Source organism: Paenibacillus sp. D9 (assembly GCF_001188365.1).
Classification (GTDB): domain Bacteria; phylum Bacillota; class Bacilli; order Paenibacillales; family Paenibacillaceae; genus Paenibacillus_O; species Paenibacillus_O humicus.
In genome coordinates this window covers 2,953,914-2,974,107 of sequence record NZ_JZEJ01000001.1, presented here as the reverse complement: position 1 = coordinate 2,974,107, position 20,194 = coordinate 2,953,914, and the positions used below count along the sequence as shown (strand labels likewise).

14 protein-coding genes and 1 CRISPR repeat array are annotated in these 20,194 nt (G+C 56.3%); of the genes, 12 read left to right on the top strand and 2 right to left on the bottom strand.

The window, feature by feature from the left end:
* The first annotated feature begins 11 nt into the window (after positions 1-11).
* From cas5c to udk, 7 genes are all read left to right on the top strand, one after another.
* Entirely contained in the window at positions 12-731 is a 720-nt protein-coding gene (gene cas5c / locus VE23_RS13565; protein ID WP_049868270.1) for a type I-C CRISPR-associated protein Cas5c, read from the top strand.
* Positions 732-734: 3 nt separating this feature from the next.
* A complete protein-coding gene (gene cas8c, locus VE23_RS13560) occupies positions 735-2,648 on the top strand; it encodes a type I-C CRISPR-associated protein Cas8c/Csd1 (RefSeq protein ID WP_049868269.1) in 1,914 nt (637 codons plus the stop codon).
* A gap of 63 nt (positions 2,649-2,711) precedes the next feature.
* Complete coding sequence (gene cas7c / locus VE23_RS13555; RefSeq protein ID WP_049868268.1) at positions 2,712-3,581, top strand: type I-C CRISPR-associated protein Cas7/Csd2; 870 nt, start codon at positions 2,712-2,714, stop codon at positions 3,579-3,581.
* A complete protein-coding gene (gene cas4 / locus VE23_RS13550) occupies positions 3,568-4,248 on the top strand; it encodes a CRISPR-associated protein Cas4 (RefSeq protein ID WP_049868267.1) in 681 nt (226 codons plus the stop codon). The genes cas7c and cas4 overlap by 14 nt, the downstream gene beginning before the upstream one ends.
* On the top strand, positions 4,245-5,276 hold the full coding sequence (gene cas1c, locus VE23_RS13545) for a type I-C CRISPR-associated endonuclease Cas1c (RefSeq protein WP_049868266.1): 1,032 nt from the start codon (positions 4,245-4,247) through the stop codon (positions 5,274-5,276). The genes cas4 and cas1c overlap by 4 nt, the downstream gene beginning before the upstream one ends.
* Positions 5,277-5,292: 16 nt before the next feature.
* Entirely contained in the window at positions 5,293-5,583 is a 291-nt protein-coding gene (gene cas2, locus VE23_RS13540) for a CRISPR-associated endonuclease Cas2 (protein WP_049868265.1), read from the top strand.
* Between the two features lie 193 nt (positions 5,584-5,776).
* Positions 5,777-7,769: direct repeats of the CRISPR family, unit length 33 nt; unit sequence GTCGCTCCCCGTGTGGGGAGCGTGGATTGAAAC.
* A gap of 851 nt (positions 7,770-8,620) precedes the next feature.
* Complete coding sequence (gene udk / locus VE23_RS13535) at positions 8,621-9,244, top strand: uridine kinase (protein ID WP_049868264.1); 624 nt, start codon at positions 8,621-8,623, stop codon at positions 9,242-9,244.
* A 214-nt stretch (positions 9,245-9,458) separates the two neighbouring features.
* On the opposite strand, the gene VE23_RS13530 is transcribed toward udk, so the two are convergent.
* Together VE23_RS13530 and VE23_RS13525 are read right to left on the bottom strand one after the other, a co-directional pair.
* Positions 9,459-11,879, bottom strand: a complete 2,421-nt coding sequence (locus VE23_RS13530) for an MMPL family transporter (RefSeq protein ID WP_049868263.1) — start codon at positions 11,877-11,879, stop codon at positions 9,459-9,461.
* A 112-nt stretch (positions 11,880-11,991) separates the two neighbouring features.
* On the bottom strand, positions 11,992-12,606 hold the full coding sequence (locus tag VE23_RS13525) for a TetR/AcrR family transcriptional regulator (protein WP_048744791.1): 615 nt from the start codon (positions 12,604-12,606) through the stop codon (positions 11,992-11,994).
* Positions 12,607-12,956: 350 nt separating this feature from the next.
* Here VE23_RS13525 and VE23_RS13520 point away from each other — a divergent pair, with 350 nt between their 5' ends.
* The 5 genes from VE23_RS13520 to VE23_RS13500 all read left to right on the top strand — a co-directional run bounded on the left by VE23_RS13520 (position 12,957) and on the right by VE23_RS13500 (position 20,123).
* Positions 12,957-13,874: an ABC transporter permease gene (locus VE23_RS13520; RefSeq protein WP_048744802.1), complete on the top strand. Its 918-nt coding sequence runs from the start codon at positions 12,957-12,959 to the stop codon at positions 13,872-13,874.
* A 19-nt stretch (positions 13,875-13,893) separates the two neighbouring features.
* On the top strand, positions 13,894-14,781 hold the full coding sequence (locus tag VE23_RS13515; RefSeq protein WP_048744790.1) for a carbohydrate ABC transporter permease: 888 nt from the start codon (positions 13,894-13,896) through the stop codon (positions 14,779-14,781).
* Between the two features lie 84 nt (positions 14,782-14,865).
* Positions 14,866-16,563 (top strand): extracellular solute-binding protein, encoded by a 1,698-nt coding sequence (locus tag VE23_RS13510; RefSeq protein WP_048744789.1) that lies wholly within the window; start codon positions 14,866-14,868, stop codon positions 16,561-16,563.
* 76 nt (positions 16,564-16,639) lie between these two features.
* Positions 16,640-18,571 carry a sensor histidine kinase gene (locus VE23_RS13505; protein ID WP_232316931.1) on the top strand — a complete coding sequence of 644 codons (1,932 nt, stop codon included), beginning with the start codon at positions 16,640-16,642 and terminating at the stop codon, positions 18,569-18,571.
* The gene (locus tag VE23_RS13500) at positions 18,564-20,123 is read left to right on the top strand and encodes a response regulator (protein ID WP_049868262.1); all 1,560 of its coding nucleotides are present in this window, start codon (positions 18,564-18,566) and stop codon (positions 20,121-20,123) included. The genes VE23_RS13505 and VE23_RS13500 overlap by 8 nt, the downstream gene beginning before the upstream one ends.
* The last annotated feature ends 71 nt before the right edge of the window (positions 20,124-20,194 follow it).

Genomic DNA, 20,194 nt, shown 5'->3' with positions numbered 1-20,194 from the left:
AGGTTCTCCTTTTGAGAAATCAAATCGAATTTGAGGTTACAGGCACATATGCTTTGTTCACCGATCCTCTGACCAAAATCGGCGGGGAGAAGTTCAGCTATCATGTGCCGACTTACCAGGCTCTCAAGGGAATTACGGAATCGGTCTATTGGAAGCCCACTCTTATTTGGTACATAGACGAAGTCCGGATCATGAACCCGATCCAGACGGAATCAAAAGGTATGCGGCCAATCGAATACAGTGGTGGCAACACCTTGGCCTACTACACCTACTTAAAAGACGTCCGTTATCAGGTGCGGGCCCATTTCGAGTTCAACCCCCATCGCGAAGAACTGGCACATGACCGCAACGAACACAAGCATCACAATATTGCCAAAAGAGCTGTGGTAGCCGGTGGGCGAAGGGATATCTTCCTCGGCGCCCGTGAATGCCAGGGATATGTTGAATTTTGCGAATTTGGCTCCGGTCAAGGATATTACGACGAAACGCCTGAGCTTGATTTTGGAGTCATGGTGCACGGAATCAGCTACCCGGACGAAACTGGCCGCGAGGAGCTTGAAACCCGTTTATGGCGCGCAAAAATGCAAAGAGGAATTATCCATTTTAAACGTCCCGAAGAATGTACGCTCACCCGTCAGACGGGCAAAGGAAGCATCAAGCCGTTTGGCCCCGGCAACATGGAGCCGGCGGACAAGCTTTACGAGGAATGGTTTGCGGAGGGAGGAGGCTGACGCATGACCTGGCTGGCCAAACTGAACGAAACCTATGATAATCACACCGACTATGTCGGAAAATTCGAGAAGAATCGCTACGATCGAGAATACACTCTACTTCCGCTCTCCCATACCACACAAACTACCCATATTGAAATCCATCTGGATGAGCAAGGCTGTTTTTTGAGGGCGAAGGTCGTCGATAAGGAGAGCGGGAGTACGATCATCCCTTGTACGGAGGCGTCCGCGAGCCGTACAAGCGCTCCTGTTCCTTATCCGCTTCACGACAAACTTATGTATGTTGCAGGGGACTACGGCCGCTATTGCTCACCGATTTCCAAGTATACGCCTTATGAAGATTACGTTGAACAATTAAAGGAATGGAGCGAGTCTTCATTTTCTGTACCAACTTTATGCAGCGTCTATCAGTACGTGCATAAAGGTACGCTTCTGGCCGACCTGATAAATGAGAAGGTGTTATGGCTGGATGGAGAAGGTCAATTGGCTGAGAAGTGGACGCCGGAACTGGCGGAAGCCTACGGAGTGGAGAAGCCAGACATCTTTAAGGTAATCGCATCCGGCCAGAATGCAGCATTTGTTCGGTTTGCCGTCGAGGTGCCTGGAGTGCCTGAGGCGCGGCTGTGGCGCAGACGGGACGTACAACAGTCCTTTATTGACTTTTACAATACGAAGCTGCTGGATACGGAGCTCTGTTATGTAACTGGAAAGCAGCTTCCATATGCCGACAAGCATGCTTCCCGCATTCGCCATTCAGGTGACAAGTCCAAGCTGATCTCAGCCAATGACAGCTCGGGATTTACTTATCGAGGCCGATTCGGGACAAGCCGAAATGCCGCTGCGGTAAGCTATGAGGTATCACAGAAAGCACATAATGCCTTGAAATGGCTGATTGAAAAGCAATCGTTCACGATTGATGGCAAGGTTTTTGTCCTATGGGGGACGAAAAGCCTTGAGGTGCCCGATCCTTTCGCAGACACGGATGATTTGCTCGACGAGGAAGACCGTGGGGAAGCGGAGGAAGGGGATGGGACACATGAAATGTACGCCAGGCGTGTCCGGCTCGCCATCAGCGGTTATCGGCATGACCAGGAGGACTACCATTCGGATGTCATCATTATGGTTTTGGATGCGGCAACCCCTGGACGAATGTCTATGACCTACTATCGAGATGTGGAGAAAGAGCACTTTTTGCAGCGAATCGAGGAGTGGCATTTATCTTGCTGCTGGCTACAGCCTTATCGGAAAAACGGCAGGACGCTTTTGTTAATGGGAGCTCCGGCAACGAGGGACATTGCCTTTGCTGCTTATGGCCCAAGGGCGAGCGACAAGGTTGTAAAGGGGTTGATTGAGCGCATGCTTCCCTGCATTCTTGACGGTGCCCCAGTACCAAGGGATATTGTGCGCAGCGTCATCGCCCGAGCCTCGAGCCCGGTCGCGATGGAGTTATGGGAGTGGGAGAAGACGCTTGGCATTGCTTGTGCGCTTGTGAACAAAACCTATCGCAAGGAGGGACTCGAAGTGGCTGTGGACAAGGAATTGGATGATCGAAGCTATCTGTTTGGACAGATGCTGGCCGTGGCGGATGTTCTGGAAAGAAGACAGCTTGGATCAGAGGAGAAACGGGCTACCAATGCGATCCGGTATATGAATGTTTTTGCTCAGCGCCCAATGCGAACCTGGACCGTCATTCATGGGGCGATTCAGCCCTATCTCGTCAAGCTGGGTCCTAAAGCCGGCTATTACAAAAAGCTGATGGGTGACATCAGTACAAAAATGGATCCGAATGATTTTTCGGACCAGCCGTTAAACGGAAAGTACCTGCTTGGATACTACAGCCAGCGTCACGAGTTGAACAACTATAAAAAAATTGATTCATACATCGAGGACGAAAAAAGCGAAACAACAGAGGACTAACTGTTCACCTTTATAAATTGTTCACTCCAATAACTCTAAACCCGATTAAGGAGCGATATCGCCATGAAACCATTGGATCGGAAAATCGACTTTGCCGTTGTCTTGTCTGTGCACAATGCCAACCCAAACGGGGATCCGCTGAACGGCAATAGGCCGCGTCAAAACTATGATGGCAAAGGAGAAATCTCCGACGTATGCCTGAAGCGGAAAATCCGCAACCGACTGCAGGATCTGGGTGAAGCAATTTTGGTGCAGTCGGATGATCGGCGATCAGATTCGTTTCGCAGCATCAAGGATCGAGTCGACGGCAACGCCGAAGTGCAGGAATTCATCAAAGGCAAAAAGAAAAATAGCGAGCTTTTCGCGAAGGCAGCCTGCGAATCCTGGCTTGATGTACGCGGTTTTGGTCAAGTGTTTGCTTTCCCTGGCAACGATGCGGTTTCAATCGGCGTACGCGGTCCCGTATCCATTCATACGGCGGTGAGCCTGGAGCCTATTGATATTACTAGCTTGCAAATTACGAAGAGCGTCAATCTTACGACAGGCTCTGACCCTGACAAGAGGGGCTCGGATACGATGGGCATGAAGCATCGCGTTGATTTTGGCGTTTACGTGTTCAAAGGAAGCATCAACGTGCAGCTTGCGGAGCGAACCGGATTTTCGTATGAGGATGCATTGAAAATCCGCGAGGCGCTGGTCACACTATTCGAAAACGACGCCTCATCAGCGCGTCCAGACGGCAGCATGGAGGTTCACCGTGTTTATTGGTGGGAGCATAACTCCAAGCTGGGTCAATATTCCTCGGCCAAGGTGCACCGCTCCTTGCAGATTTCTTTGAAAGACGGCGTAACGTTGCCTAGAGATGTAGAAGACTATGAGATTGCCTTGCTGCCGCTTGAAGGTCTGGATGTGCAAGAGTATGCCGGAATATAAGGAAGAAGACTACCTGCTTCTTTCGGGAATCCAGCATTTTCATTTTTGCCGCAGGCAATGGGCATTGATTCATATTGAGCAGCAATGGGTGGACAATGTGCGCACGGTCGAGGGAGAGCATTTGCACCGAGTGGCGGATCAGCCGTTTACCCGCGAGAAAAGGGGGGACCGGCTGGTTGTGCGTGCGATGCCGGTTCATTCGAGAGAGCTGGGCATAACCGGAATCTGTGATGTCGTTGAGTTTGTGCGCGAAGCGGACGGAATACCACTAGCTGGCGAAGAAGGAATGTACAAGCCTTACCCGGTCGAGTACAAGCGGGGGAAGCCGAAAAAGAACGATTCCGATTTTTCCCAGCTTGTGGCTCAGTTGATTTGTCTGGAGGAGATGCTGGCCTGCGAGCTGTCGGTCGGCTTCTTTTTCTATGATGAGATCAAGCGGCGTGTCGAGGTAACGGTTACGGAAGAAGACAGGCAGCGCGTGAAAAGCTCCATCATCGAAATGCATCGTTACTACGAACGAACGCATACGCCCAAGGTGAAAACCGGACCCCATTGCGACAGCTGCTCCCTGCATTCCGTCTGTTTGCCGGAGCTGATGAGTAGACGATCGGCGACAAGCTATATCGATAGCCGTTTGAAAGAGGAAGAAGGCGGGGCCGCTCGATGAAAAAGCTGCTCAATACTTTGTTTATTACGACGCCGGATACGTACCTGTCCAAGGATGGGGAGAATATAGTCATTCGACTGGATGACAAGCCGCTCGCCCGGTACCCGCTGCATAATCTGGAGGCAGTCTGCACGTTTGGGTACGCCGGCGTCAGTCCTGCATTGATGGGTGCGTGTGCGGAGCGAGGGATCGACTTGGCGTTTATGACGAGGAACGGTCGTTTCCTGGCACGTATAGTTGGGGAGTCCAAAGGAAATGTCGTGTTGAGAAAGGAACAATATCGCGTTTCTGACGACGAGCGGCGAAGCGCATTGATGGCTCGCAATATGATCGTGGGCAAGCTCTATAATATGAAATGGGTGCTGGAGAGGGCGGCTCGGGATTATCCGCTCCGGCTGAATGTCCAAAAGCTGAAGCAGGTCAGCGCCTCCCTGACGGAAACGATGGGATTTGCCCGCAAAGCCGAGGAGCTTAATGTGCTTCGCGGATTGGAAGGCTCAGCAGCGGTGCAGTACAATTCGGTATTCGACCAGCTTATCTTGCAGCAAAAAGAGAATTTTTTCTTTCATGGACGAAACAAGCGCCCGCCGCTAGATAACGTCAATGCATTGCTTTCTTTTGCCTATTCCTTGTTAGCGAACGAGATGAGAGCCGCCCTCGAGGCGGCAGGACTGGATGCTTATGTCGGCTTTATGCACCGAGATCGACCGGGACGGGCTTCGTTGGCGCTCGACTTGATGGAGGAGCTTCGTTCCGTCTACGCAGACCGGTTTGTACTGACATTGATTAATAAGAAGATCGTCTCCGCAGATGGGTTCACCCGGAAAGAAAATGGGGCTGTTCTGATGGACGACGAAACCCGTAAAAAGGTGCTCAAAGCCTGGCAGGAGCGGAAACAGGAGAAGATCGTCCACCCTTTTTTGAACGATTCGATTTCCTGGGGACTGGTGCCCTATGCGCAAGCGATGCTGCTGGCCCGAACGATTCGTGGCGATCTGGATGAGTATCCGCCTTTACTGTGGAAATAGGGAGGAGGTCGACGGAATGCTCGTATTGATTACGTACGACGTAAGTACCATTACCAGTGAGGGACGCAGGCGTCTTTCGCAGGTAGCGAAAAAATGCCAGGATTACGGACAGCGGGTGCAGAACTCAGTGTTTGAATGTGTCGTTGATTCGACTCAGTTTCGACGTCTTCGGTTTGAGTTAGAGGAGCTGATTAACCCGGATACGGACAGCTTGAGGTTTTACAATATGGGCGACAGATATAAAACAAAGGTCGAGCATATCGGGGCAAAACCTGCTTACGATATGGATAGTCCGCTGATTCTATAGGAGCAGTACTTTGGTTCGAATGGGAAGCTCCCATAAAAACCTTGGGGGATTCGCACCTCGAAAATTGTCGAAAACAATCTATTTTCGGATGAGTGAAATGTAGTCAAGTATCGTAGCATACCTTATTTATTTGTTTTAAGGCGAAATGAACTTTTTCCATACCTTTATTAGATGGTTTTAGGTGATTTTTGCTGTCGCTCCCCGTGTGGGGAGCGTGGATTGAAACTCCGCCCTTAACCGGACGGCCCAGCGTGTCAAAAGTCGCTCCCCGTGTGGGGAGCGTGGATTGAAACTCATCCTCGTCGATGTCCCGGACCAGCACCAGGGTCGCTCCCCGTGTGGGGAGCGTGGATTGAAACCGCTCTGCCGTCAGCCGCTCTATCTCCGCCGTCGTCGCTCCCCGTGTGGGGAGCGTGGATTGAAACCTCATCCTTTCGTATCGCTAAGAATATGAACGTAGTCGCTCCCCGTGTGGGGAGCGTGGATTGAAACTGATGCAAAGTCTTCGCGCTCCAGTCCGTAACGAGTCGCTCCCCGTGTGGGGAGCGTGGATTGAAACAGTTTTGTTGAGATACTGTTGAACCTCAACAGAGTCGCTCCCCGTGTGGGGAGCGTGGATTGAAACAGGTGTGGTTATCTCTCGAAGAGACTTGGGGGCCGGTCGCTCCCCGTGTGGGGAGCGTGGATTGAAACTTTGTTGCCATGCTCAGCCAAACGCCTGTCTCCGGTCGCTCCCCGTGTGGGGAGCGTGGATTGAAACAAATTGCCGTTTGAATGTCGTGACGTATCCGCGTATGTCGCTCCCCGTGTGGGGAGCGTGGATTGAAACAGCCAAGTCCCCTGGATCAGTTCCATGGCCTCTTTGGTCGCTCCCCGTGTGGGGGGCGTGGATTGAAACCATCATCGCTATCCCTCCTTGGGAAGCCTTAGCCTCGTCGCTCCCCGTGTGGGGGGCGTGGATTGAAACCCCGAACAGTTGATTCGGCCATGCATCCTCGCCGGGGTCGCTCCCCGTGTGGGGGGCGTGGATTGAAACAAGTATGAAGCCGCAGCAATACAAGGTCATCGCCGTCGCTCCCCGTGTGGGGAGCGTGGATTGAAACTCTGCCCAAGGGATGTCTGTACCCTCTGCGTTTCGGGTCGCTCCCCGTGTGGGGAGCGTGGATTGAAACGCAATAGAACCCATCACGATCCGCGTAGATAATCGTCGCTCCCCGTGTGGTTAGCGTGGATTGAAACCTCGCCGGCCAGGTGCAGCGGATGCTGATACTGGCGTCGCTCCCCGTGTGGGGAGCGTGGATTGAAACATGATTGAAGAAAACGGATTGCCAACAGGCCTCCCGTCGCTCCCCGTGTGGGGAGCGTGGATTGAAACACGTTGTCGGCATGGATCTCGGTCACGTAGATTTTGTCGCTCCCCGTGTGGGGAGCGTGGATTGAAACTTGAAAGAAGGGTTGTAGACAGCACCCCCGTGTTAGTCGCTCCCCGTGTGGGGAGCGTGGATTGAAACCCCGTAGGTAAAGGACTGGAATACCTGCAAGCTCGGTCGCTCCCCGTGTGGGGAGCGTGGATTGAAACCGGCCACGGCCGGAGGGATGCCACCCAGCGAGGGTTGCTCCCCGTGTGGGGAGCGTGGATTGAAACACTGGACGCCCTACGCCCGCGCCGAATATTAACGGTCGCTCCCCGTGTGGGGAGCGTGGATTGAAACATCGATGCCGAGTTGGCCGGGGACACCATTGTCCGTCGCTCCCCGTGTGGGGAGCGTGGATTGAAACCAATTGGAATGTCTATCGAAGGTGATTTTGCACCGTGTCGCTCCCCGTGTGGGGAGCGTGGATTGAAACTCTTACTGCGGCGAACATTACCGGAGTTGCGAGAGGTCGCTCCCCGTGTGGGGAGCGTGGATTGAAACAGAACAAACAGGTATTCCTAAGGGTAGGATATCAGTCGCTTCCCGTGTGGGGAGCGTGGATTGAAACTGCCAGGTCAACAAAGCCGCTCACGACCGCGGATCGTCGCTCCCCGTGTGGGGAGCGTGGATTGAAACCCTTTGAACAGGTACGCTTGCTGGCGGATTTTCGTAGCTCCCTGTATGGGGAGCGTGGGTTGAAACAGCTCGTCGGAAACGTTGTACGTGTTGACGGCCATTGTCGCTCCCTGTATGGAAAGCGTGGGTTGAAACGCTTGAATTGAGAGCAATCCCGAAAGCCGTTATGTCGCTCCCTGTTAGGGGAGCGTGGGTTTGAAACTTTGGCTATTTGCCGACAGAATGGCAGCTCGTCGTCGCTCCCTGTAAGGGGGCGTGGGTTGAAACGCTCCGCTTTCGGAGCCTGGAGGGGCCATTGGTTGTCGCTCCCTGTATGGGAGCGTGCATTGAAACTTCAGAAAGTTGTATTACATCGATTAGGCCGGCGGTCGCTCCCTGTATGAGAGCGTGGATTGAAACTCACACAGATAGGCCCTTTGCGGCCGCGGCACGGTCGCTCCCTGTATGGGAGCATGGATTGAAACTGCACCATGTCCAGCAATCGCATAATCTTGTCGAGTCGCTCCCTGAATGGGAGTATGGATTGAAACTGCTACGGCATTTATGGAAAGGTTAGCAGCTTTGTGTCGCCCCCGTACGGGATCGTGAATTGAAACGACTTGGGAAGTGCCTGTTGCTGTTACACCGTAAGGGTCGCTCCCTGAATGGGGAGCGTGGATTGAAAACGAGCCTGCCGAGGGCGTGAGTCCACTCGGCACAGGTAGTTTCCCGTTTGGGAAGCTTGTGTTGGAATCACCACCTGGAAGGAGCAGGTCAGGTCATCAAGGTGGCTTCTCGTGCGGGAGTGTGGATTAAAGTAACAAACGCTACTCTTTTCATATCATCCAGTTGATCCCAGTATAGGGGCGGGATAATCGCACCGGATTTGTCCGAACCCGGAACTTGCCGCTCCGAGGCGCCAAAACATGATTTCCAACGGGTGAAAAAATCCCCCGGCTGTGCTAAACTACAGGAATTGCATGTAATTTGGGGGGTAACAAGGCTTTATGCTTATCATAGGAATCGCCGGCGGCACCGGCTCGGGCAAGACGACCGTCGCCCGCTCCGTCATCGACCGGATGGGACCGGGCAAAGTGACATTCGTATCGCAAGACAACTACTATAAGGATCACTCGGAGCTCAGCATGAGCGAGCGGGAGAAGATCAACTACGATCATCCCTTCGCATTCGACAACGAGCTGCTCATCGAGAATCTCAAAACGCTGAAGCAGGGGCTTGTCGCCCATGCGCCGGTATATGAATTTACGGTCCATGCCCGTTCCATCGAGAAATCGGTGGAGCTCAAGCCGAGCAATATCGTCATCATCGAGGGGCTGCATGTCCTCTCCGACGAGAATCTGCGCGAGCTGCTGGACATCAAGGTTTTCGTCGACACCGATCCTGACGTCCGCATCCTGCGCCGCGTGCTGCGCGACATCGAGGAGCGGGGCCGCACGATCCACTCCATCCACGACCAGTACCTCAATACGGTCAAGCCGATGCATGAAGCGTTCATCGAGCCGTCCAAAAAGTACGCCGACATCATCATTCCCGAAGGCGGCCACAACGAGGTCGGCATCGAGCTGCTGGCCGTACTGACCGAAAAATACCTGCACGGCAGCCGCAAGTAATGCGCCTGCCTGATCCGGCAGCCGGCGCGAACCGGCCCTGTCCTTTGAAGCCTCCCGGCCGGGAGGCTTTTTTTGCGCTCCTAGACCGAGCGGTTTCGTTTCGCGCCGTGATCTTTTTAGCCCATTAAAAATGCACCCCCTAAAGGTTCAAAGGCCAACACAGAGTGTTGGCCTTTGTCCTTGTACAGAAGGTGCTTTTGTCTTTTCAGCGGCCTTAATTGCGTTCGCGGCCTTGAACAGGATTCGCTTGGGCAGCCTGCTCCTTGGCGTTGAGCTGGGCGATCAGCTTGTCGCCCTCGACGTCGAGGTTCGGCAGCATGCGGTCCAGCCGCTTCGGAAGCCGCCAGGCGGAATCTCCGAAGATGGCCATGACGGCGGGCACGAGCGTCATGCGGATGATGAAGGCGTCGATGAGGATGCCTGCCGCGAGCGCAAAGCCGATCTGCTTGATCATGATATCCGGAGCGAAGATGAAGCCGGCGAATACGGACACCATGATGACGGCGGCCGCCACGACGACGCGGCTGGACTGCTCATAGCCGTGGATGACGCTGTCCGTTCCTTTGTGGCCGTGGACGTAGGATTCCCGCATGGAGCTGACGAGGAACACCTGATAGTCCATCGCCAGGCCGTACAGGATGCCGGTCACCATGATCGGCATGAAGCTGAGCAGCGGACCGCCGGTGTCGAAGCCGAACATCGAATGGAGCCAGCCCCATTGGTAGACGGCCGTGGTGATGCCGAACGTGGCGAGCACGCTGAGCAGGAAGCCGACGGTAGCTTTGATCGGAACGATGATCGAACGGAACACGAGCAGAAGGATGATCACCGAAAGAATCACGATAATGAGAATGTAGGTCGGGAATACATCGGCCAGCTTGGAGGACATGTCGATGTTGATGGCCGTGAAGCCGGTGACGCCGATCGTGACATGGTTCTCCTTGGCAACGGCGGAGTCGGGAGCGCGGAGCTCCTGGACGAGAGTCCGGGTTGCGGCGTCGGTCGGTCCCGTGGTCGGGATGACGCTGATGATGCCGATGTCGCCGGTCTTGTTGATGCCCATCGGAGAGACGAGAGCGACGCCCTCCTGGCCTTGAAGCCCTTGAACCAGCTTGTAGAGGCCCTCCGCCGTGATGGCGCCGGACTCCGAGTCAGGCTCCGCGACGAGGAGCAGCGGGCCGTTGTAGCCTTCGCCGAAGCCGTCGGAGATGGCGTCGTAGCTCTGCCTGACCGCGGTATCCAGATTGGCGGTCGCGCCGGACGGTATGCCCATCTCCATCTTGGCGACTGGAATTGCGGCGGCGCCGAGCACGGCCACGACCCCGATCACGACGAGCCAACGAGCCTTGACGACCCCTCTGGCCCAGCGATAGGCGAAGCCGTGGCTCTTTTTCGACGAAGCGGCATTTTTGGCGCGCGCCTTGGCCGAGACGATCCGTTCGCCGATCAGGCCCAGCAGCGCCGGCAGAAGCGTCAAGGAGATCAGGACGTTGACAAAGACGGTTACAGCGGCGACCAGCGCCATCGCGGACAGGAAGGCGATCCCGATGACAAGCATGCCGCACAAGGCGATGATGACGGTCAAGCCGGCGAAGAAGACCGCGCTGCCGGCCGTGCCGACGGAGCGGCTCGCCGCTTCGCGCGCGCTGAGGCCCTGATCGAGCATCATCCGCCGCTGGCGGTTGACGATGAACAGCGAATAGTCGATGCCGACGGCCAGACCGACCATGAGCGCCAGCACCGGCGTAATGTCGGTCATCGGAATGAATTTGGAGAAGGCGAACGCCGCGCCGACGCTGATTCCTACCCCGAGCAGGGCGGACAGCAGCGGCAGTCCGGCGGCGACGACCGAGCCGAGCGTTATCAGCAGGACGACGGCGGCAACCGCTACGCCGACAGCTTCCGTGGAGCCGATGGCGGGCTTGCCCGTCAGCGAGTCGCTGGGCAGCGCGGTGATGCCGGAGCCGTTCTGCTCCACGGTGTCGATGGCTGCGATGACGCTGTCCGTCACCGATTTGGGCAGCGAGGTCTGCTGCACGGTGAACTGGAACTGGAGCATCGCTACGCTGCCGTCGGCGGACAGCATGACTCCGGGCAGAGGCGCGCCGTCGACCATCATGGGGCCATAGGCCGGCGCAGCGCCTTGAGTCTGCCCGCCGGCTGCCGCTCCGGAAGCGGCGGCATCTCCTGCCTGGCTTTGTCCGCCCGCAGCGTCCGTCGTGCCCGCGGAGCCGGCTGCGCCAGCCTTTGGAGAGCCTCCGGCCTGGCCTTGCGCCGAGGCGGCGGCCGCCGCTTGCGCAGCCAGCTCGGCGGGATTGATGACATAGTCGAGGTGATAGACGTCGTTGACGGCTTTTTGGATCAGGGCCGAACGCTCCGCCGTATCCAGGCGTTCGCCTTTTGGAGCGGTGAATACGACGCTGGCTTGTCCGCCGGAAGCTTCCGGCAGCTCTTTTTGCAGCTGATCAAGCACCTTCTGCGATTCCGTGCCTTCAATTTTCATCTCGGAGGTGACGTGGATGCCGTTGATTCCGAGCAGAGCGAGGACGACGCCGAGAATCGCGACCCAGCTCAGGATGAACCGCCATGGCTTGTCGTAGGCGGATTTTCCCGCCCGATAAAGAAATGTGGACATAAGCAGCAGATCTCTCCTTTTGGTTGAACAAGATGAAGGACGCGGAATGGTTGATTATTGGTGAGGAATAAAGCGGATAAGGCTTGAGGCTGAGCGGGACGAAGGAAGCGGACTAGAAGCCGCCCCGCAAGTAACCGAAGGCCGTGTCCAGATAATGCTCGAACGACACCGCATCCGTCGCGCCGGTCTCCGGCTCGTCCGGCAGGAGAACGTCGAGGCTCCCGTCGATGAGAGGAAGCACGGCTCCGTACAAGGCTCCGGCGAGGAGATGGGAGTAGCCCTCGGGATATCTCCCGCGGGAAATATCGTTCAAGGTCGTCTGCGCCTCCAGCTGCAAGCGGCGAAGAAGGCTGAGGATATAAGGCTCCAGGGAAGGCGAGCGCTTGGACAGCGCCACGAGCGTGCGCAATCTCCGAATCAGCGTTGCCGTCAGCCGCATCGTCATGAGCCGGTACAGGACGTCCAGCGGATGAGAGCCTTCCGGCAGCGTCTTCAGCAGATCCATCGGCTCCTGCTTCTCCTTGAAGGCGAAGGCCGCCATGACGACCGCTTCCTCCTTGCAGGTGTAATAATTGGCGAACGTTCTTCTGGAGTAGCCGGCGCGCCGCGCGATGTCGTCGACGACAAAGCCGTCCAGTCCATGCTCCAGAGCAAGCTCGAAAGCCGCTTCGGCCAGCGCGTGGGCGGTAGCTTCTTTTTTCAGTTCACGCAGGGTAAGTTTGTTCATAGCTCTGCTTCTTAAGCGCGCACCTCTCTTTCCCAGGGACGTCCCGATTTACAATAAACGCCTAGTTATAGTATTGCCCACAGGGCAAACATGCACAATGGGCAAGATGTTGCGAAATCATGTCTTTTTTATGAAGGAAGGAAAGAGGGATCGCGCCAGCCGAACAGGCGAAGGAGGAGCGGAATCCGATTTTCGGCTGGCTCCCACCTGAAAAATAGTAACCTTACCTAGAATCCGGCACCTGTTCATGCCCTGCGTCAAGCGCTTACAATGAGGACAGTCAACGGAGGTGCAAGGCAATGAAGTCAGACGCGCAGGTGAAGGCGGCGGCCGTTCGGACAGCCGCAGGCATGGGAAATGGGCAGAAATGGCTGAGAAAGCTGTACAGCCAAAGGTATTTGCAGATCATGGCGCTGCTCGGCGTCGCCTGGATGATCGTTTTCAACTACATTCCGATGTACGGCATCATCATCGCATTCAAGGAATACGACATCATTTTCCCGATGTCGATGGCGCCCTGGGTCGGCCTCGACAACTTCAAGGAATTCCTGAACGACGACATGCTGCTGACCGTCATCAAGAATACGCTCGGCATCAGCTTGATCAAGCTGATCGTCGGATTTCCGCTCCCGATTATTTTCGCGCTGCTGCTGAACGAAGTCCGGTCCGTCATCTTCAAGAAATGGACGCAGACGATCACCTACCTGCCGCACTTTCTGAGCTGGGTCATCCTGGGCGGCATCCTCGCCACCTGGCTGTCGGATGTCGGCATCATCAACAAAATTCTGCTGTCGCTTCATGTAATCGATTCCCCTATTACTTATCTGGCCGAACCGAAGTATTTCTGGTCCATCATCATCGTCTCGGATATATGGAAGGAGCTCGGCTGGTCGGCAATCATCTATCTTGCGGCCATCAGCAGCGTGTCTCCCGAGCTGTACGAGGCGGCCACGATCGACGGGGCGGGGCGCTTCCAGAAGATGCGCAACATCACGCTGCCGTCCATCATGGGCACGATCACGATCCTGTTCATCCTGGCGGTCGGCAACGTCCTCAACTCCAACTTCGACCAGATTCTCGTGCTCCGCAACCAGCTCAACGCCGATGCCAGTACGGTAATCGACTATTACGTGTATCAGACCGGCCTGATCGACAACCGCTTCTCCTACTCGACGGCGGTCAACCTGATCAAGTCCGTCATCGCTCTCATCCTGCTCGTCGGGGCGAACTTCGTCACCAAGAAGCTCAACAACAACTCGCTGTTCTAAAAGGAGGTCCGTAACAACCATGTTTACCCTCAAAAGGCAAAGCCCCGGCGAAACGGCCTTCGGCATCGTCAACGGTTTCCTGATGCTCGTCATTTGCTTCCTGACGCTGTATCCCATCTGGTACGTTCTGGTCAACGCCTTCAACGACGGAGCGGACGCCATGCGCGGCGGCATCTACTGGTGGCCGCGGCAGTTCAGCCTGGACAGCTTCGGAGCCGTCTTCCGCAGCCAGGGCATCATGACCGCCATGGGCATCACGGTGGCCAAGACGCTTCTCGGGGTTCCCATCCATGTCCTGTTCACGGCGATGGTCGCCTATGCCGTGAGCCGAAGGGAACTCATCGGCCGCAATGTGTACATGATTATCGGCACGATCACGATGTTCTTCGGAGGCGGCCTGATTCCGTACTACCTGCTTATCCGCGACCTCCACATGCTGGACAACTTCCTTGTCTACATCATTCCGGCGGCGTTCAGCTTTTTCGACCTCATCATCTTCCTCAGCTTCTTCCGGGAAATTCCGGCCGGGCTGGAGGAGGCGGCGAAGATCGACGGAGCCAACGACTTCACGATCTTCCTGAGAGTGGTCATTCCGGTCTCGATGCCGGTCGTCGTCACCATCGCCCTGTTCCACGGGGTTTACCAGTGGAACGACTACTTTACCGGAATGATCTACATGAACAACATGGACCTGCAGCCGATCCAGACGTTCCTGTACCGGGTCGTCGCCCAGTCCAGCTCGAATCAGATGCTGGGGGCCATGCCGAGCGGAGTTACCCAGACCGTAACGAGCCAGTCGCTGAAGCTGGCGACGATGGTCGTCACGACCGCTCCGATCGTGTGCGTGTATCCGTTCCTGCAGAAGTACTTCGTCAAAGGCTTCATGGTCGGTTCCCTCAAGGGCTGACGTCAAAGGGGTTATCCGTTCCGCGCCGAGCGGGATTGATAATATAGATGGCACTCATCAACCATAGAAAAGGGGCAACTTTCAATGGGAACAACGCGTAAGGTGGCAACAACGCTTCTGGCGCTGGCCATGACCTTCTCCGTCGCGGCCTGCTCCGGCGGCGGCAATAATGCCGGCAGCAACAAGGGAGCCGACGGGTCCGCATCGCCGGCACCGTCGGCACCGGCGGCCAACACGGAAGCTTCGGCATCCCCGGCTCCGGCAGGTAGCGACGAGCCGGCCTGGAAGCAGGACACCTCTCCGATCACGTTCGACTGGTACATGAACTTCAGCTGGTTCAACAAGAAATGGGGCGGAGACGCCACGGCCGAGTACATCACGAAGAAAACCGGCGTCAAGCTGAACTTCATCGTGCCGGCCGGCAACGAGAACGAGAAGCTGAATACGCTGATGGCTTCCGGCTCGCTGCCTGACTTCATCACGCTCGGCTGGTACGAGGAAGGCGTCCGCAAGATGATCGAGGGCAAGCTGGTGCTGCCTCTCAACGAGCTGGCCAAGGAATACGATCCGTACTTCTTCAAGGTTGCCGACCCGGCCAAGCTGGGCTGGTATACGAAGGATGACGGCAATGTGTACGGCTACCCGAACGCATCGTCCTCTCCGGCCGACTACGAGAAATACGGGGAGAATTTCACTTCCAACCAGACATTCGCCGTCCGCAAGGACATGTACGAGGCGCTGGGCAAGCCGGATATGAGCACGCCGGAAGGATTCCTGAATGCGCTTAAATTGGCCAAGGAGAAATTCCCGGATGTGAACGGCCAGCCGCTCATCCCGCTCGGCCTGCATGAATTTACGGAGACGGGCAACTACTCGCTCGAAGGCTATCTGCAGAACTTCCTGGCCATCCCTCAGGTGAAGGACGGCAAGCTGTACGACCGCCGCCAGGATCCCGAATACCTCAAATGGCTGAAAGTATTCCGCCAAGCGAACCAGGACGGACTGCTGGCGAAGGACATCTTCATCGACAAGCGTCCGCAAATGGAAGAGAAGATCGCGCAAGGCCGCTACTTCGCGATGCTCTACCAGCGCTCCGACTTCGCGGCGCAGAATACGCAGCTGTTCCAGAAAGATCCGAACATGGTCTACATCGCCGTAGACGGACCGAAGAACGCTGCCGGCGACCAGCCGACGCTGTCCGGTCCTGGCATCTCCGGCTGGACGGTCACGCTGATCTCCAAAAACGTCAAGGACAAAAAACGCGCCATCGCGTTCCTCAGCTACCTGATGAGCGAAGAAGGAAATAAAGATATGTATCTTGGTGAGAAAGGCGTCACCTATGATACAATCGACGGAAAAGACCAGTTCAAGCCGGAAGTGCTGGACCTGCTCAACAAGGACCGCACGGCGTTCGACCAGAAATACGGCGCTTCGTATACGTACTGGATGCTCATGGATACGAACATGAACCTGCAGTGGGCGCCTCCTAGCGTCGAGCCTTCCAAGCAGATGGAAGACTGGACGAAGGGCAAGTCGATCAGCATGGCTGAATACGACAACCTGGATCCGGCCGCGACCAGCAAGGAAGGCGTAGCTGGAAGCAAGAACGCCCGTGCATGGGGCAAGGCTCTGCCGAAGATGCTGCTGGCGAAGTCCGATGCCGAATTCGACGAAATCTTCAATAAATACTTGAAGGACCGCAGCGAACAGGAAGCGATCGATGCCTACCGTCAAAGCGCATTCGAGTCCAACCTGAAAAAGCTCGAATCCTTCAGCAAGTAATCCATCCGGCTCTGGCCGATAGAGATCAATCCATCAAGCCTGGCCGTCCGCTTCCTTCCGAGGCGGATGTCCGGGCTTGTACCATCATGAGGCGGGATGTGAAGGCGGCGTGGCGAGAGCGGGCAGGCAGTTGACGGCAACAGTTCGGGATTATGCGGGAAGTCTTCCCCTGCAGGTGAAGCTGATCGCTTCTTTCGTGCTCATCATCATCGTGCCGGTGGTGCTGTTCGCCTGGTATACGCTTCACGGGGTGTCCGACTACTCGATCCGGGAGCTGACCAAGAAGAACGAGAGCATCCTGGATATCGAGAAGACGAATATCCGCAACAATATGGAGCTGATGGAATGGACGGGCCAGATGGCGTTGTCCAACCGGGAGATGGTCGATTACCTCCAGACGCAGGAGGACCTGGATACCGCCTGGCTGCTGGAGTTCAAGACCAAGACGTTCAGCATGTTCCAGAACTTCCTGTTCAACAACCCGCGCATCGCCAATATCCGTCTGTTCAACAACAATCCGTACGTGCATGAATTTTGGCCGGTCATCCTCAACGAGAGCCGAATCAAGAATAAGTACTGGTACGATACGGTCAAGCAGCAGAAGGGCATGGTCTGGTGGGAGCTTCAGAACGACCGTTCCGTCCTTTCCAATTCGACGGCCGGTCCTTTTGTGGAAATTCCGTACGTGTCCCTGCTCCGGGAATTCAAATACCCCGACGACACGACCCACAACGGCATCCTGGAAGTCAGCATGGAGCTGGAGAATTTCTTCAACAAGACGTTCGGCAGCGTTCAGGATCCGACCTCGCGGCTGCTTGTAGTGGGGCGCAACGGCATTGTGTACACCGACCGTGGAGCGCCGATCTACGAGAGCAATACGGCGGAGAGCCTGCTGAGGCATGTGAAGCTGACGAATTCGGAAGCCAATGCCATCTCCGCCTTTTCCGAGGGAGGCCAATCCTATCTGGCTATCCACACGTATGTCCCGATGCTGGACATTCATCTCGTCAATCTCGTCAACCGGACGGACACTCTGGCCGACATCCAGCGAACCCGCGGCAACCTCGTCATCATGATCGTCGTGCTCGTCGCCGTCCTCAGCCTGCTTTCCTATTTCATGCAGTCGATCATTCTGAAGCGTCTGCGCGTCCTGAGAGATTCCATGAAGAAGGTGCGCCGCGGCGACTTTCACGTGGATGTGCCCGTGACGGGCAACGACGAGGTCGGCGAGCTCGGCCATCACTACCGGCAGCTGCTCAAGAAGATCAATGAGCTGATCGTCGATCAGGTCAACCGGCAGGCGGCATCCAAGGAGGCGGAGCTGCGCTCGCTCAAAAACCAGATCGATTCGCATTTTCTCTACAACACGCTGGAGAATCTCAAAATGCTGGCGGAGATCGAGGGGCAGTACACGATATCCGATTCCCTGACGTCGCTCGGCGGCATGATGCGCTACAGCCTTCAATGGACCAAGGGGCATGTGCGCTTGCGGGACGAGATCCAGCATATCCAGAATTACATGGCGATCATGAATGTCCGCTATGACGGCCGACTCGAGCTGAAGCTGGACATTCCCCCGGAATGCATGGACCAGGAGGTGCTCAAGATGTCGCTCCAGCCGATCGTGGAGAATGCCGTCAAGCATGGGATGGACGGCGAATCGGGCACCTCCCGTCTGACGGTTACGGTGTCCGCCGCGATTCGGATGAACGAATGCATCATTGAAGTGACCGACTCCGGCGCCGGCATTCCCGAAGAGAAGCTGCGCATGCTCTCCGGCATGCTGCGGATGGAGGAAGCGGACTATCAGGAGCTGAGGAGCCGCGAGCAAGGAGGCAGGCGGGAGGGGAGCGGCATCGGACTGCGCAATGTGGACCATAGACTTGTCATGAGCTACGGCCGCGAGTACGGCATCCGGATCGAGAGCATCGAAGGAAGCTTTACAAAAGTGGTCATGACCTTGCCGCAACTGATTCTAACACGGGGGGAGAACATCGCTGATGCTTAGTCTGCTCATCGTCGACGACGAGAAGAACATCAGGCTCGGCCTGCAGGCCATGATCGACCGGCAATTCGCGGGCAAGTATTCGTATTTGTTTGCCGAGAACGGCCGTGAGGCCATGGAGCTGCTCGCCAGGGAATCGATCGACATCATGATCACGGACATACGGATGCCGGTTATGGACGGTATCGGCCTGCTGGAGCGAATGCAGGAGCTGCCGTCTATTCCTGCGGTCATCATCCTGAGCGGCCATGATGATTTCCCGTATGCCCGGGCAGCCATCCGATATCAAGCGAAGGAATATCTGCTGAAGCCGATCGTCAGGGAGGAATTGTTTGCCGTGCTCGAGAGGCTGGAGGAAGAAGCCGAGCGCCGCAAGGGACGGGAAGAAGCGGCGGCTTCATCTCCTGCCGGCAATGGAGACGAGGCCGGCGGACAGCTCGCCTATATGTTGTCCCAGGACCGCATTGATGTCGAGGAAATACGCGGCAGGCTGACTGGCGCCGGACTCGGCTGGCTGGATGAGGGCTACTCCGTCGGGCTGCTGAAGATTCCCGACTCTGCCGGGGCCGATGCGCTTTCCCTGATCGTGAGGGCGGTGAAAATGCTTGGCGGAGAAGAAGAACGCTGGACGGCATGCCGGGACCGGGAAGGTCTGCTGGTGATCGCGGCAGCGGCTGAAGGGCTGCTGCGGCGGCTGTCGGAGCAGCTGTCCGGCAACGCTCTGCTGGCGGCCCGGATGGCGCTCAGCTCCCGAGCTTCGGGAATCGCCCAGCTGCGCCGCTCCTACAGCCAGGCCAGGCAGGTATTGAAATACTTCCTGCTGTATCCGGAGTCGGAGCTGCTCTCCTATGCCGGGCTTGGCGACCGAAGTTCCGGCTGTCCGGTTCCTGTCGATGCCGTCCGAAGACTATCCAACATTCTCGGGACGGGCAAGCTGCAGGAGATGAAGCGGCTGCTGCAGCAGATTTTGGATATCCGGACGGTGAGCCGCTGCGAGATCGGGTATTTGGAGGCGATCAGCCGCGTCCTGAACGAAGAGGTGTTCGACAGCGTCTTCCGCCATTACGGCGAGGAGTCCATCGAGATTCTGAGGCTGTACCGCCGCGCTGGCCATATCGAGAACTTCGACCGCTTCGACGACTACTACCGTCTGGTGGAGCAGCTGCTGGAGCGCCTCGACGAATATGTCGCCGGCGTCCGGGGCGCCCATGGCGAGCGCAAGGATATGCAGAAGGCGGTCGAATATTTGCATGAGCATTTCGCCAGCGATGTGAACATGGCCGTAGTGTCCAACCATATCTCGCTCAACTACACCTATTTCAGCCAAGCATTCAAGGAATACACCGGGGAGAGCTTCTCGGTGTACCTGCGCAGGCTCCGGCTGGCCAAGGCCAAGGAGCTGCTGGGCACCTCCGATCGGAAGGTGTACGAAATCAGCACGATGTCGGGCTTCGACAACGTGAAGCATTTTACGCGAGTGTTCAAGGAAGTGGAGGGCATCACGCCGCTGGAGTACCGGAGCCGCCAGCTGGCGCATGGAGCGGGACGCTCCTGACCTGGCGGCAGCTGAAGCTTGTGAAGCATGGATTTAAATAGCACCAGTCTATTTTAGGATATGACCTGGCG

Excerpts from the sequence above, each read along its gene's own strand:
- VE23_RS13525 (WP_048744791.1), bottom strand. The coding sequence starts at position 12,606 with ATGAACAAACTTACCCTGCGTGAACTGAAAAAAGAAGCTACCGCCCAC.
- VE23_RS13510 (WP_048744789.1), top strand. The coding sequence starts at position 14,866 with ATGGGAACAACGCGTAAGGTGGCAACAACGCTTCTGGCGCTGGCCATG.
- udk (WP_049868264.1), top strand. The coding sequence starts at position 8,621 with ATGCTTATCATAGGAATCGCCGGCGGCACCGGCTCGGGCAAGACGACC.
- cas7c (WP_049868268.1), top strand. The coding sequence starts at position 2,712 with ATGAAACCATTGGATCGGAAAATCGACTTTGCCGTTGTCTTGTCTGTG.
- cas2 (WP_049868265.1), top strand. The coding sequence starts at position 5,293 with ATGCTCGTATTGATTACGTACGACGTAAGTACCATTACCAGTGAGGGA.
- cas1c (WP_049868266.1), top strand. The coding sequence starts at position 4,245 with ATGAAAAAGCTGCTCAATACTTTGTTTATTACGACGCCGGATACGTAC.
- VE23_RS13520 (WP_048744802.1), top strand. The coding sequence starts at position 12,957 with ATGGGAAATGGGCAGAAATGGCTGAGAAAGCTGTACAGCCAAAGGTAT.
- VE23_RS13515 (WP_048744790.1), top strand. The coding sequence starts at position 13,894 with ATGTTTACCCTCAAAAGGCAAAGCCCCGGCGAAACGGCCTTCGGCATC.
- VE23_RS13500 (WP_049868262.1), top strand. The coding sequence starts at position 18,564 with ATGCTTAGTCTGCTCATCGTCGACGACGAGAAGAACATCAGGCTCGGC.
- cas4 (WP_049868267.1), top strand. The coding sequence starts at position 3,568 with ATGCCGGAATATAAGGAAGAAGACTACCTGCTTCTTTCGGGAATCCAG.
- cas8c (WP_049868269.1), top strand. The coding sequence starts at position 735 with ATGACCTGGCTGGCCAAACTGAACGAAACCTATGATAATCACACCGAC.
- VE23_RS13530 (WP_049868263.1), bottom strand. The coding sequence starts at position 11,879 with ATGTCCACATTTCTTTATCGGGCGGGAAAATCCGCCTACGACAAGCCA.